The organism is Paenibacillus sp. Marseille-P2973 (assembly GCF_018101095.1).
Lineage (GTDB): Bacteria > Bacillota > Bacilli > Paenibacillales > Paenibacillaceae > Fontibacillus > Fontibacillus vini.
In genome coordinates this window covers 17,190-30,213 of record NZ_JAGQEH010000022.1, presented here as the reverse complement: position 1 = coordinate 30,213, position 13,024 = coordinate 17,190, and the positions used below count along the sequence as shown (strand labels likewise).

Annotated in this window: 13 protein-coding genes; 1 reads left to right on the top strand and 12 read right to left on the bottom strand. The window is 47.4% G+C overall.

Annotated elements, in window-relative coordinates; translation table 11 throughout:
* Window positions 1-73: 73 nt before the first annotated feature.
* Window positions 74-685, top strand: coding sequence for a spore protease YyaC (yyaC, locus tag KB559_RS23775; protein ID WP_211025832.1), 612 nt, complete (start codon window positions 74-76; stop codon window positions 683-685).
* Here yyaC and KB559_RS23770 read toward each other — a convergent pair.
* From KB559_RS23770 to rpmH, 12 genes are all read right to left on the bottom strand, one after another.
* Complete coding sequence (locus KB559_RS23770) at window positions 657-1,157, bottom strand: DUF4446 family protein (RefSeq protein WP_211025793.1); 501 nt, start codon at window positions 1,155-1,157, stop codon at window positions 657-659. The genes yyaC and KB559_RS23770 overlap by 29 nt on opposite strands.
* A 25-nt stretch (window positions 1,158-1,182) precedes the next feature.
* Window positions 1,183-2,337, bottom strand: coding sequence for an aminotransferase class V-fold PLP-dependent enzyme (locus KB559_RS23765; RefSeq protein WP_211025791.1), 1,155 nt, complete (start codon window positions 2,335-2,337; stop codon window positions 1,183-1,185).
* A gap of 132 nt (window positions 2,338-2,469) precedes the next feature.
* Window positions 2,470-3,309: a ParB/RepB/Spo0J family partition protein gene (locus tag KB559_RS23760; protein ID WP_211025789.1), complete on the bottom strand. Its 840-nt coding sequence runs from the start codon at window positions 3,307-3,309 to the stop codon at window positions 2,470-2,472.
* Window positions 3,302-4,063 carry a ParA family protein gene (locus KB559_RS23755; protein ID WP_211025787.1) on the bottom strand — a complete coding sequence of 254 codons (762 nt, stop codon included), beginning with the start codon at window positions 4,061-4,063 and terminating at the stop codon, window positions 3,302-3,304. The genes KB559_RS23760 and KB559_RS23755 overlap by 8 nt, the downstream gene beginning before the upstream one ends.
* A gap of 177 nt (window positions 4,064-4,240) precedes the next feature.
* Window positions 4,241-5,059: a nucleoid occlusion protein gene (gene noc, locus KB559_RS23750; RefSeq protein ID WP_211025785.1), complete on the bottom strand. Its 819-nt coding sequence runs from the start codon at window positions 5,057-5,059 to the stop codon at window positions 4,241-4,243.
* A 403-nt stretch (window positions 5,060-5,462) separates the two neighbouring features.
* Entirely contained in the window at window positions 5,463-6,185 is a 723-nt protein-coding gene (gene rsmG, locus KB559_RS23745; RefSeq protein ID WP_211025784.1) for a 16S rRNA (guanine(527)-N(7))-methyltransferase RsmG, read from the bottom strand.
* A 4-nt stretch (window positions 6,186-6,189) separates the two neighbouring features.
* A complete protein-coding gene (gene mnmG, locus KB559_RS23740; protein WP_211025781.1) occupies window positions 6,190-8,076 on the bottom strand; it encodes a tRNA uridine-5-carboxymethylaminomethyl(34) synthesis enzyme MnmG in 1,887 nt (628 codons plus the stop codon).
* Window positions 8,077-8,226: 150 nt separating this feature from the next.
* Window positions 8,227-9,606 carry a tRNA uridine-5-carboxymethylaminomethyl(34) synthesis GTPase MnmE gene (mnmE, locus tag KB559_RS23735; RefSeq protein ID WP_211025779.1) on the bottom strand — a complete coding sequence of 460 codons (1,380 nt, stop codon included), beginning with the start codon at window positions 9,604-9,606 and terminating at the stop codon, window positions 8,227-8,229.
* A 696-nt stretch (window positions 9,607-10,302) separates the two neighbouring features.
* Window positions 10,303-11,028: an RNA-binding cell elongation regulator Jag/EloR gene (jag, locus tag KB559_RS23730; RefSeq protein ID WP_211025777.1), complete on the bottom strand. Its 726-nt coding sequence runs from the start codon at window positions 11,026-11,028 to the stop codon at window positions 10,303-10,305.
* Window positions 11,025-11,912, bottom strand: coding sequence for a YidC/Oxa1 family membrane protein insertase (locus tag KB559_RS23725; RefSeq protein WP_211025775.1), 888 nt, complete (start codon window positions 11,910-11,912; stop codon window positions 11,025-11,027). The genes jag and KB559_RS23725 overlap by 4 nt, the downstream gene beginning before the upstream one ends.
* A gap of 75 nt (window positions 11,913-11,987) precedes the next feature.
* Window positions 11,988-12,338, bottom strand: coding sequence for a ribonuclease P protein component (gene rnpA / locus KB559_RS23720; protein WP_211025773.1), 351 nt, complete (start codon window positions 12,336-12,338; stop codon window positions 11,988-11,990).
* Window positions 12,339-12,542: 204 nt separating this feature from the next.
* Window positions 12,543-12,677: a 50S ribosomal protein L34 gene (rpmH, locus tag KB559_RS23715; RefSeq protein WP_044481584.1), complete on the bottom strand. Its 135-nt coding sequence runs from the start codon at window positions 12,675-12,677 to the stop codon at window positions 12,543-12,545.
* Window positions 12,678-13,024 lie beyond the last annotated feature (347 nt).

Genomic DNA, 13,024 nt, shown 5'->3' with positions numbered 1-13,024 from the left:
TACTATCTACTAATATCCGAAAGCAGTGCCTTAGCAGGCCATCTCAATGCACCATTTAGGAAAGGAAGATTATATGTCGCAAATTCAACCTACGGTTCCGGGACAAGATATTCCTTATTTAAAAATACCTCACACCGAGCCCGGCATTCACTCCGCTATTATTCATCGTCTGCTTCTGCATTTCGCCAAAGTATCTCCCGGTCAAGAGCTGGTCATCGTATGCATCGGAACCGACCGTTCTACCGGGGATTGCTTGGGACCGCTTGTAGGTACAGCACTTTCCAAGCTGAATCATCGCGGCCATTTTCACCTCTATGGAACATTGGAAGAACCTGTTCATGCCATGAATTTAAAAGAAACGCTTAATAAAATCAATCAGTCTTTTATCAATCCCTTCATTGTCGGGATCGATGCCTGCTTAGGACAAACTACCAGTGTCGGTTCGATCCAGGTCGTGCAAGGACCTCTCCGCCCCGGTGCAGGCGTAAATAAAGAATTGCCGCCGGTCGGCGATATCCATGTAACGGGGATCGTCAATGTCGGCGGCTTTATGGAATATTTTGTGCTGCAAAACACTCGTCTTAGTCTCGTCATGCGGTTATCGGAAATCATTTCCAGCAGCGTTTATACGGCTATTAAAGAATGGAATCGCGGCTTTATTCCCCTAGTCCGGCGAGAGCAATAGCTTCGACCTCTTCCGATGAAAGTGCATGCGGCGACTCTCCTCCGGTCAGGGGCTTGGCGTACACATACGATCCATCCCGGCTATATAGCCCGGTAATGACTACACCATTCTTCATATCGTCCACGAAAGCCACGGAAAAACTCAAGTCATTGCCGCGTTCGCCAAAGGCATTGTAGCGTTTGATTCCAACCTTTGCCTTTTGTTTGGGGAGCAATGTCTTCACTCTATCAAGCTCTTGTTGCTGCTCTGACTGAATGTCTTCAATTTTCCCTTGCTGATTCTTCAAGTCGATCAGTAAACCTTCCAGATCCTCAATACCGGTACCTTGCATCATTTGTTCATATCTGCGGCGGACCTTTCTAAGCTTCCCGCCTTGTATGAAATTCCAGATTAGCAGCCATAACGTCAAAACCGCCAATCCACCGACAATCCAAGCCAACTGATCAATAATGAGTTCATTCCACTCCCGCATGCATGCTCTCCCCTATGTGTAAATATCACTTTGCGATGTATTGTATAGCTGCAATAAGGGCGTCAATATCCCCCTCCGTTGTAGCGTAACCTACACTTGCCCTAACGGCTCCGCCAGCCGACGTCCCTGCCGTCATATGCCCCAGAGGAGTACAATGATACCCGGCTCTTACGGCAATACCGAATTTACGGTCCAATTGAAAAGCTACGCTGGATGCATCCTGATCCTCAACTGTAAAAGCAACAATGCCGGTTCTTGGTTTGCCGGGTTCCGGTCCAAGCAGCGTTACCTTTTTAATTTTCCCTAATTCGGTCATTATATTTTGCGTCAATTGCCACTCGTGACTATAGATCTGCTCGACTCCAATTTCCAACACCTGATTTACCCCGGCGCCCAACCCGGCAATTCCTACGGCATTCAGCGTCCCGGCTTCATATCGGTCCGGCCGGACCAGCGGCATTTCCAAAGCTTCCGACTGACTTCCGGTTCCTCCATGCAACAGCGGCTCCAGATCCACATTCGGGTGGATATACAGACCGCCTGTTCCTTGCGGACCTAATAAGCTTTTGTGACCAGGAAACGCTAAAAGATCAATTCCCATTGAACTTACATCTACGGGGTACCGCCCGGCTGTTTGAGCTGCATCAACGAGAATGAGGGCTCCATGTTCATGTGCAATTCGGCTCATTTCTCCGACCGGAAGAATACTCCCAAGTAAATTCGAGCTATGAGCACATACTAGTAATTTCGTCTCTGGTCTAAAAGCTCGCTCCAATTCCGCTAGATCCAGCTCCCCCTCCGAATTCAGAGCGAGATAATCCACCTGAATCCCTTGAGTTCTCTTCAAATATTCCAATGGCCTTCTGACCGAATTATGCTCTACCATCGTCGCAATCACGTGATCTCCCGGCTTCAGACAGCCTTTAATCGCCAAGTTCAGAGCTTCCGTCGTATTGGAGGTGAACACAATATCATTCGGGTTATCAATATGAAACAGGTTGGCAAGCCGTACTCGGGTTTGAAATATAGTGCGAGCTGCCTTTAACGCCATGCCATAGCTTCCTCGTCCGGAGTTCGCAGATGGCCCGTTAAGGATTTCCATCATCGCCTCTCCTACACCCGCCGGTTTCGGCCAGGAGGTAGCGGCATGGTCCAAATAAATTACCGATTGCTGCTTCATACTGATTACCCTCTTTCTCCATCCGGCAACCTTTTTTTCTCCCTAGAATACAATGACATACCCAACTTCCCGAGGAAAGGACAGGCCTCTCTTACCCCACAGGATAGCCGGGTATGTCATGTCAGTTCATTGTCAATTCAACAAATCGAGCAAGCGCTGCAAATCCTGTTTGCTGTAAAAGTTGATTTCAATTTTTCCTTTTTCCTTAGTTGCCTTAATCTTAACTGTTGTCTTGTAACGCTCCCGCAGGTTTTCTTCCACTTCGTCCATATAGGGGTCGCGCTTCTTGTTTACGAGTTTGGCTTTGTCCTGTTTGCTCCGGTCCAATTGCTTTACCGCATCCTCCAGGTCGCGCACGCTCCACTCATGATCGATGCATTGCTTAGCCAGCTGTTTAATCTTTCCAGCGTCCTTCAATCCGACCAAGGCTCTTGCATGCCCCATAGATAATGTTCCACGTGAAACATAATCCTTCACTTCCTCTGGAAGCGAAAGCAATCTCAAAAAGTTTGCAATATGGGAACGGGACTTTCCTACCTTTAAGGAAAGTTCTTCCTGCGTTAATTGGAATTGATCCATCAAACCTTGATAGGCTACTGCGATTTCCATGGCGTTCAAGTTTTCACGCTGCAGGTTTTCAATGAGTGCGATTTCCATGACCTGCTGGTCAGAGAAGGCTCTAACTACCGCAGGGATCGTCGTATTCCCGCAAAATTGCGAGGCACGAAAACGTCGCTCCCCGGCAATGATTTCATATCCCTTCAATACACTGCGTACAATAATTGGTTGAATTACGCCGTGCTGACGAATCGATTCCGCTAATTCCCGGATCGCTTCTTCGTCAAAGGTTTTTCTTGGCTGGTAAGGATTAGCACGAAGCTGCTTCAATGGAATCTCAATCACCTTATCGTCTTCCTGAACCGAAAGCGACGGGATCAATGCATCCAAGCCCTTTCCCAAACGTTTATTCATAGGAAACCACTTCCTTTGCCAACTCTAGATACACTTCGGCGCCCTTCGATTTGGGATCATACGTTATGATGGACTGACCGTGAGAAGGCGCTTCGCTAAGTCTAACATTCCGTGGTATAACCGTTCTATAAACTTTTTGCTGGAAATACTTCTTCACTTCTTCAATGACTTGAATACCAAGATTTGTACGGGCATCAAACATCGTCAACAATACCCCTTCTATCTGCAAAGAAGTGTTCAAGTGTTTTTGAACCAGACGTACCGTATTCAGCAATTGGCTCAATCCTTCCAATGCATAATACTCGCACTGAATTGGAATGAGTACCGAGTCCGCAGCCGTCAAAGAGTTTATCGTCAAAATACCGAGCGACGGCGGGCAGTCAATTAAAATATAATCATACATATGTTTAACCTGCTGCAGCGATTTCTTTAATCTCACTTCACGCGAGATCGTAGGAACCAGTTCAATCTCGGCCCCTGCCAGTTGAATCGTTGCAGGAATGATGTTCAATCCATCAATATCCGTCGGCGCGATCGCTTCTTTAGGATCCACCTCATTGATCAACACATCATAAATACAGTTGGCTACATCTGCTTTATTAATGCCTACGCCACTTGTTGTGTTTCCTTGCGGGTCGATATCAATAAGGAGAACTTTCTTACCTATTGATGCAAGTCCAGCTCCCAAATTGACGGAAGTCGTCGTTTTTCCGACGCCCCCTTTTTGGTTAGCAATGGCAATTATTTTAGACAATCCATTTCACCTCAATATAATAGAAGAATCTTCTTGTAGATTATAAAAATATGCAAGTATTCACCAAGTTGTTGCTACAAAAAGACCACAGTGCTCCTGGCGACTTACGTCTTACGGCTCGATTTCAAAAAAGAAACTGACCTCGGACCTTTCGGTTATGGCCAGCGGATAAGGACATTATCTTTTTGGAATTTGAATAACGATTTCGTAATGATCCTCATGATCCTTTTCCGCCGTTTTAATAGCGAGTCCGGAACCGGAGACCATATCAATGGATTGGCGAATCGTGTTTAAAGCGAGTCTCACGTCTTTAGTGAAGGAAATACGCTTCGAGGCCTTTTTGTTCTTCGCAACCTCTTTATAGAATGCAATCCGCGCTTCCGTCTGTTTTACATTTAATTCCTTGGTTATGACTTCTTCCAGCACTTTAAGCTGCAATTCTTCGGAATCCAGCGAAAGTAATGCCCGTGCGTGGCGCTCCGTAATCTTCCGTTCCATTAATGCCGTCTTTACGGTTTCAGGAAGCTGAAGAAGTCTGATTTTGTTGGCAATCGTAGACTGGCTTTTCCCGAGTCTTTGAGCCAGGCTCTCCTGGGTCAGCTGATGCAAATCGATCAGGTTCTGATAGGCCAGCGCTTCTTCAATCGCAGTAAGTCCTTCGCGTTGCAAGTTTTCAATCAGTGCAATGGAAGCGGCTTGGGAATCATTAAAATCCCGCACAATAGCCGGAATCGTATCCATGCCCAGCTTCTTAACCGCACGCCAGCGGCGCTCCCCGGCGATGATCTCATACTTGTCATTTCTGAAGCGGACAACGATCGGCTGAATAACACCGTGAGTACGGATCGTTTGGCAGAGCTCATCAATTTTCTCATCATCAAAAATAGTGCGGGGTTGATAAGGACTCCCTACTATATCCCCAACCGGGATTTGCTTAACTTCATCACCGTTCGATCGTTCGGTTAAACCAAACAATTTAGAAAATTGTTCTTTCATTCCGCAGATTACCACCTAATTTCATAGTGACATAAGGCATACCTTATAAGCACATTTTCTTCCAAATGAAAATGCGATTGAAACCGGGCAAATACACCCATCCTAAGGCAAGACTCCCTATGTATAAACGATATCTTGAAGCAAATACAACCCCAGGACAACGATTGTGCAAAAAGGTAAATTCTCACCTTTTGGCTATTGCATGAGTTAGGATTAGCCAATGTTGAAGCAAATGCCCCGACAATAATTAGCGATATATCTATTCTACCACTTTTTCCTCTATAATCCTATTCTCTTATAAATGAATTTTAAGATAAACAAGCTTGCCTTTATGACAAAAAAAAGCCCCCTGGCAAAGTTGTTTCACGTGGAACAATTTGCTAGGAGGTAAGTTCATTCAATATTATAAAATTGGCGATTTTAAAGGAGTGCCCGCTTTGCGGGGATACTTTTTAGGCGTCGGTCCGGTTTTGCTAACCAAAATAATATGGCGCTCCGAATTTTCCATCGGAAGAGAAAAATGATGACTATCCTTCAGCTTTCCTCTTAGCTCCGATAAACTCTTCGCCGATTCCCGTACCTCTTCTGCAGGATCACTGCCCTTCATCGCAGCGAAAGTGCCGCCCGGTTTGGCAAAAGGAAGACAAAATTCGTTTAGTACAGCCATGCGAGCTACCGCTCGTGCCGTTACCAGATCGAATGAATCACGCAACCCTTCGTTACGTGCCATATCCTCCGCCCTGCCGTGAAGAAGTTCCACATCCTTCAAACCCAGCTTATCAGCAACATTTTGCAAGAAGAGGATTCGTTTATTTAAGGAGTCGACTATAGTTAATTTCAGATGCGGAAAGCATATTTTTAAAGGTATTCCCGGAAAGCCTGCTCCCGATCCTATATCCGCCAAGCTATGAATCTGATCCATCTTTAAATAGAAGGAAAGCGTTACGGAATCATAGAAATGTTTGATATAAACCTGATCCCGTTCCGTAATGCCGGTTAAGTTCATTTTTTCGTTCCAGGATACCAGTTCCTCATAATAAGTCTCGAATTGCTGCATCTGCTCGGGAGACAAGACGATGTTCTGTTTGCTCAACAAATCATGAAATTGAGTTTGTATTGAATTCAAGGTCTTATCCTCCTGCCGCAGTTACCCGATTATAGTGTTCCAAGTATACCAATAAAATGGAAATATCCGCAGGAGTAACCCCGCCTATACGCGAAGCCTGCCCGATTGAGATCGGACGAATCTTGGCGAGTTTTTGACGAGCTTCCATCGCCAGTCCCTGAATCTCTTCATATTTAATATTTGTAGGGATTTTTTTCTTTTCCATTTTTTGTAATTTCTCAACATGAAGCAATTGCTTCTCAATGTAGCCTGCATATTTGATCTGAATTTCGACTTGCTCCTTCATTTCCTCATCCAATTCCAAGTCGGAAGGATACGAGTTACCCACATGTGCATAACTTACTTCGGGGCGGCGCAAAATCGTCAACAGGTTGCTGCCGTCTTGAATCGGCGCTGAGCCGATCGACTCCAACAGAGGATTAATCTCCGATGGACGTACTTTCGTTTCCCGCAATCGCTCAATTTCGCGTTCCACCTTTTCCTTTTTATCAAGAAATTGGTTGTAACGTTCCTGCGTAATCAGGCCAATTTCATATCCGATCGGCGTCAAACGCAAATCGGCATTATCATGGCGAAGCAAGAGCCGATATTCGGCGCGTGAAGTGAGCAAGCGGTACGGTTCATTGGTCCCTTTGGTTACCAAATCATCGATGAGAACACCGATATACCCCTGCGAACGGTCCAGAATGACCGGTTCTTTACCCTGTACCTTGCGCGCAGCATTGATTCCGGCCATGATTCCTTGTCCCGCCGCTTCCTCGTAACCGGATGTTCCGTTAATTTGTCCCGCCGTAAAAAGGCCGGGAAGACGCTTGGTCTCCAGCGATGGCCATAGCTGAGTCGGTACGACCGCATCATATTCGATGGCATAGCCGTTCCGCATAATTTCCGCATTTTGCAGGCCGGGAACGGAGCGCAGCATTTTCAACTGAACATCCTCAGGCATACTGGTTGAAAAGCCCTGTACATAGTACTCCGAAGTATTCTTGCCCTCCGGCTCGAGGAAAATCTGGTGCTTCGGCTTATCGGCAAAACGGACAATTTTGTCCTCTATGGAAGGACAGTAGCGAGGTCCCGTCCCTTCAATTACCCCGGAGAACATCGGTGCCCGATGGAGATTTGCATTAATAATGTCATGCGTCTCCGTAGATGTATAGGTCAGCCAGCAAGGCAATTGCTCATTGTCCGAGCTCTTTGTCTCATAAGAGAAGAACTTCGGCTTATCATCGCCGGGCTGAATTTCCGTTTGCGAAAAATCAATGCTGTCCTTATGCACCCGCGGTGGGGTACCTGTCTTGAACCGAACCAAATCAAAGCCCAGTTCCTTCAAGTTTTGAGACAGCTTCACGGAAGGCTGTTGATTGTTAGGACCGCTCTCATACATGAGCTCGCCCATAATAATTTTACCGCGCAAATAGGTTCCGGTCGTCAACACTACGGCTTTTGCCCGGTATTCCGCACCCGTTTGGGCAACAACACCGACGCATTTTCCGTCCTCCACGATCAGTTCTTCAACCATTCCCTGACGCATAGTCAGGTTCGGTTCCTTCTCCATCGCTTCCTTCATTGTATGCTGGTATGAAAATTTATCCGCTTGAGCCCGTAAAGCGTGTACCGCCGGGCCTTTACCGGTATTCAACATCCGCATTTGGATAAAAGTTTTGTCTATATTGCGGCCCATCTCTCCACCAAGCGCATCAACTTCGCGCACCACATGGCCCTTTGCCGGGCCGCCAATCGAAGGATTGCACGGCATAAAGGCGACCATGTCCAAATTAATCGTAATCATCAGCGTACGGCAACCCATCCGAGCCGCCGCCAGCGCGGACTCACAGCCCGCATGCCCTGCTCCGACTACGATTACGTCATAGCTTCCGGCATCATATCCCATCGAATCAACCTCCTAAGTTTTTTTACTTTACCAATAGATAAGAAGATGGACTCGCCTCTGCACAGTCCTCTCCATTTAATTAAAATTTAATGCATTAATTGGATCCCCATCATCATACCACGATCTCCGGATTGGAATAGCGCCAATCCTTTATTTTCCTAAGCAGAATTGTGAAAATATTTGGTCGATCAACGCATCGGGTGCCGAATCGCCAATAACTTCCCCTAACTGCTCCCAGGCCAGCCTTACATCGATTTGCATGATATCAATCGGAATGCCGCTATCTGCAGCATCATAAGCTTCAGCCAGTGACTGTTTCGCCTTTTTGAGCAGGGCGATATGACGCACATTGCTCACATATGTTAAATCCCCGGACTCCAGCTTACCGCCAAAGAAAAGTTGGGATATAGCATCTTCCAAATGGTCCAATCCCTCCTGCGTTTTTGCGGACAATTCGACGATTGCATTTTCCGGGAAATAAAGTGCCACTTTCCCTCTGTCCAGCTGCTGTGGCAGGTCGATTTTGTTTAAAAGCACCAACGTTGGACGACCGCTTAGTTGCTCCATCAGCTTTATTTCATCCTCATGAAGCTGCTCGGAGCTGTTAAGCACCAGGAGGATGAGATCCGCCTCCAGGACCGCCGCTTTCGAACGCTCTACTCCGATCCGTTCAACGACGTCCATCGTTTCCCGGATTCCTGCCGTATCTAGCAGCTTCAATGGAATATTGTTAATCGTCACGTATTCTTCGATCACGTCGCGCGTCGTACCGGGAATATCGGTAACGATCGCTTTATTTTCCCGGGCCAAGGCGTTCAACAGCGAGGATTTGCCCACATTCGGCCGCCCTACTATAGCTGTCGTGATGCCTTCCCGTAATATTTTTCCCTGATTCGCCGTTTTCAAAAGGGTCTCGATTCCCTCGGTTACCTCCGTGCATTTGTTCTTAATGAATTCGGTGGTCATCGACTCCACGTCATGCTCCGGATAATCGATGTTCACCTCGATATGGGCAAGCGTCTCTACCAGGGAATGCCGCAGGGTGTTTATTTTACGCGACAAGTCCCCTTCCACTTGCTTTAGCGCCACCGAGAAAGCCCGGTCCGATTTCGACCGGATCAAGTCAATGACAGCCTCCGCCTGAGACAAGTCGATCCGCCCGTTCAAGAAGGCGCGTTTCGTGAATTCACCCGGCTCCGCCAAACGGATATCCCGCTGCTGCAGCAGTAAATCCATCACGCGTTTCACGGAAATAATGCCCCCGTGCGTACTGATTTCCACTACATCCTCCGTGGTAAAAGAACGGGGAGCCCGAAACAGCGATACGAGAACCTCCTCCAGCTTCTCGCCCGTTTCCGGATCAATGATGAATCCGTAATGCACCGTATGGCTTTCAGCCTCCGGCAATGCAATTTTGGAACGGAACAACCGTCCCACTTCGGCAATCGCCTCGGGTCCGCTGACCCGGATCACGGCAATTCCGCTCTCGCCTACCGCGGTTGAAATCGCGGCGATCGTATCGCTAAGCATATATTGTCACCTCGAATATTAAAATTAATAGTGAATCCTGGCCGCTCCGCAATCCGTTTGATCCTCCGATCGCTGTTGCAGCCAGATTATTTCGATTATATAACACCCTAAGGGTCTTAATCCGGCTGCAAAGGCGAACGCTGACGCTTCTCCGAATTTAAACGGCCTTGCTCCTCTAACGATTCACCCGGGTTGAATGCTATAGGTGATCTTCGGCCGCTCCGCAACTTAGGATTCACCTGCAAAAGTCTCACTCCACTCTAGCGTATTCCCAAAGGGAACAGCGCCTCATTAATCCAAGCAGCAGTTAAAACCGCAATCACCAGCGCCTTACTCCCATGCAGGAGTTCTTAAAGTATAGCGTACCCCGAAGGGGCGACAAGCGGCTCATTCCGCCAAAGTCCTCCCGGGTGCTTCGAAAGCAGCAGTGCCTCCAACAACCAGGTAATTCGGGGTCGCCAAAAATAAGACGTACCCGAAGGGGGAAAAGCGTGCCTCGCACCAAACCCAAGCGCATCCCCGAAGGGGACAGCGGACAAGGGAGCATCTCTCCATCTCCCACGTTCCTCCAGTTTGCGGGTGATCCCCTAGGGCAGCGTGCCCTCGGGGGGCCCTCTCTTACGGTAAGGGAGGGTTGAGATATAAAAGAAACGCAATGACATTTGCCGGGGCAAAACGCCATTGCGTCTTCATTCATCATTTACTCTGCTTCAGTGTAATAATGACCCGACGGTTAGGCTCCTCGCCTTTGCTGTAGGTCTTAACCTCCGGATGATCCTGAAGTTTGGAATGGATCACTTTACGTTCTTGCGGCGACATTGGCTCAAGGGCTACTTCCTTGCGGGTCCGAATGACTCGTCCCGCCAGCCTAACCGCCAGATCCTCTAAAGTCTTTCTCCGCCGTTCACGGAAGTTCTCCGCATCCAATACGATACGAATGAAGCTGTCCGAGTAACGATTGGCGATAATGTTGGCGAGATATTGCAACGAGTCGAGGGTTTGCCCTCTCCGGCCGATCAATACGCCAAGATCACTGCCTGAAATGTTCAGTACGGTGTTGTCCTTCTTATGGACAATTTCCACATCCACATGAAGGCCCATGTTCTCACCGACGTCCCTGATAAATGACGCCGCCACTTCATAAGGGTCCTGTCCGGCATTGGTATCCGCAGCTCCATGATCCTTATGGGTCACGGACGCACGTTCCTCCGAAGCGGTCCCTTGCGGCGCAGCCGATGGCTTGTCATCGGTCAGCAAAGTCAATTCGACTCTGGCTTCCTTGACGCCAATCAGGCCCAGGAATCCTTTTGATGGCTGCTCCAACACATTCACGGCAACTTGATCCTCGGTAGTGCCGAGCTTGGCCAATCCTTGTTTTACAGCTGCTTCAACGGTTTTTCCCGACGTCACTATGCTTCTCATTTCGATTTTTTGGCCTCCTTGGCACCTTTGCCGGGATGACCGGCTTTTAGATTCGAACCGCCCTTTTTCGATTTACCAGAGGTGCTTGAGCCAGTGCTGGCGACAGTAGTTGCAAGAACGGGTTCTTTCTTACGGTAAATAAAGTAGTTCTGACCAATCGTGTACAGGTTACTGAAAATCCAGTACAACGGAAGTGCGGCGGCAAAATTCATCGCCATGACAAAAATCAAAATCGGGTAAACGAACATCATAAACTGCATCGGACCCTGCATACCGCCCGGGTTCATGTTCGACATCATCTTGGTTTGAATGAATGTCGTCAATGCAGCAATGATCGGTAAAATGTACCATTTATCGGGTTCACCGAGCTGCAACCATAAGAAGGAATGATCACGGATCGCCGAGTTGTGATAAATTGAGTTATATAAAGCGATGAACACCGGCATTTGAATGATTAACGGGAAGCAACCGGCCATCGGATTTACCTTATTTTCCTGGAACAGCTTCATCGTTTCTTGCTGCTGTTTCTCCGGGTTATCCTTGTACATCTCTTTGATCTTCTGAATCTCAGGCTGAATTGCCTGCATCGCTTTCGAGCTCTTGACCTGTTTCAAGGTAAGCGGTAAAATCAACGTCCGAACGATCAGCACCATGACGAGAATGGCCAAACCGTATGCTCCGCCGAACCAATCCGCAAACGTATCCAAAGCAAGCGAGAAATAATAAACGACGTTTGCTGTCCACCAGGAACCGCTCTTCGCCATATCCTCAGTAGTGCTTGCGAAATTGCTGCTTTGCGTACCGCAGCCAGCCAGCAAAGTCATCAGGCCGATTGCGAGGATGAGGAGAAGCCATTTCCTTTTGTTATTCGTAATACGCGACACTTCAAAACCCCTCTCTTAAACCTATCCATCATTGTAAATCATACCATATTTATATGGACAAAGAAACAAGCATGCTTACCGTCCGGAAGGCTTGAGCAGCGAGGCTTTGCGCAACACGTGAAGCACACTTTTCTCCAATTCCTTATACTCCATTCCGACCGCCCCATTGCGGACGATGAGGATCAAATCCATATGATCCCGGATCTCGGGTTCATGCAGGCGTACAATTTCCTTCAGCATCCGGCGCATCCGGTTACGGACGACGGCGTTGCCGATCTTTTTACTAGCCGAAACGCCGAGCCGAAAACGCTCGATATCGGGCTTGGCCGAATAATAAACAACGAGTTGACGGTTGGCGAAAGACTTTCCGTACCGATACACCCGGCTGAAGTCCGCCCGGTTTCTTAATCTAAGCTTTCTATGCACGAGCTTTTCTCCTGACTTAACCCCGTAAACGGGTAAAGTGCTACTGTAATTATGGACCAATCCCAAAAACCATAAACGATACAAAAGAACCCCGCAAAGCGGGGTTTTTCAACCCATTACCATCTTCATCTTTGCGGGGAACCCAAAAAACATCTATACGATCTAATGTAAAAAAAGACCACCGTAGTGGTCTTTATACACGCATTACGCACTCAATACTTTTCTGCCTTTTTGACGGCGAGCTGCGAGAACCTTGCGGCCGTTTTTCGTGCTCATTCTTTTACGGAAACCATGAACCTTACTACGTTTGCTCACATTTGGTTTGAAAGTCGGTTTCATTTATTGCACCCCCTTAACAGGAATCGATCACTGTATATTTACCATTTTCATATCCACAGAAAATGCCTTTTTACATTTAACCATAACCCCTCTGAAAAGTCAACCGAGCCCGGCATTTCTTTTTACGATTTATAGGCTGGCTTCCGAACTGTCAAAAAGTTTTCCACAACCCGCCCTTTATTACCTCTCAGAATAAAAGTTATACACATGTGGAAAAGTATTTAAATCTGATCCTATATATAGATGAAGAATCGAAATTGTTCTTCTTATTTACTTGGAATGGAATTGATCGGCAATCGCTTTCACAAGGTTTACAGCGAACGTTGATCGGAGTAATATGGATTATG

Coding starts and splice junctions, on each gene's coding strand:
- yyaC (WP_211025832.1), top strand. CDS start 74: ATGTCGCAAATTCAACCTACGGTTCCGGGACAAGATATTCCTTATTTA.
- KB559_RS23770 (WP_211025793.1), bottom strand. CDS start 1,157: ATGCGGGAGTGGAATGAACTCATTATTGATCAGTTGGCTTGGATTGTC.
- KB559_RS23765 (WP_211025791.1), bottom strand. CDS start 2,337: ATGAAGCAGCAATCGGTAATTTATTTGGACCATGCCGCTACCTCCTGG.
- KB559_RS23760 (WP_211025789.1), bottom strand. CDS start 3,309: ATGAATAAACGTTTGGGAAAGGGCTTGGATGCATTGATCCCGTCGCTT.
- noc (WP_211025785.1), bottom strand. CDS start 5,059: ATGAAAGAACAATTTTCTAAATTGTTTGGTTTAACCGAACGATCGAAC.
- mnmG (WP_211025781.1), bottom strand. CDS start 8,076: ATGGGATATGATGCCGGAAGCTATGACGTAATCGTAGTCGGAGCAGGG.
- mnmE (WP_211025779.1), bottom strand. CDS start 9,606: ATGCTTAGCGATACGATCGCCGCGATTTCAACCGCGGTAGGCGAGAGC.
- jag (WP_211025777.1), bottom strand. CDS start 11,028: ATGAGAAGCATAGTGACGTCGGGAAAAACCGTTGAAGCAGCTGTAAAA.
- rpmH (WP_044481584.1), bottom strand. CDS start 12,677: ATGAAACCGACTTTCAAACCAAATGTGAGCAAACGTAGTAAGGTTCAT.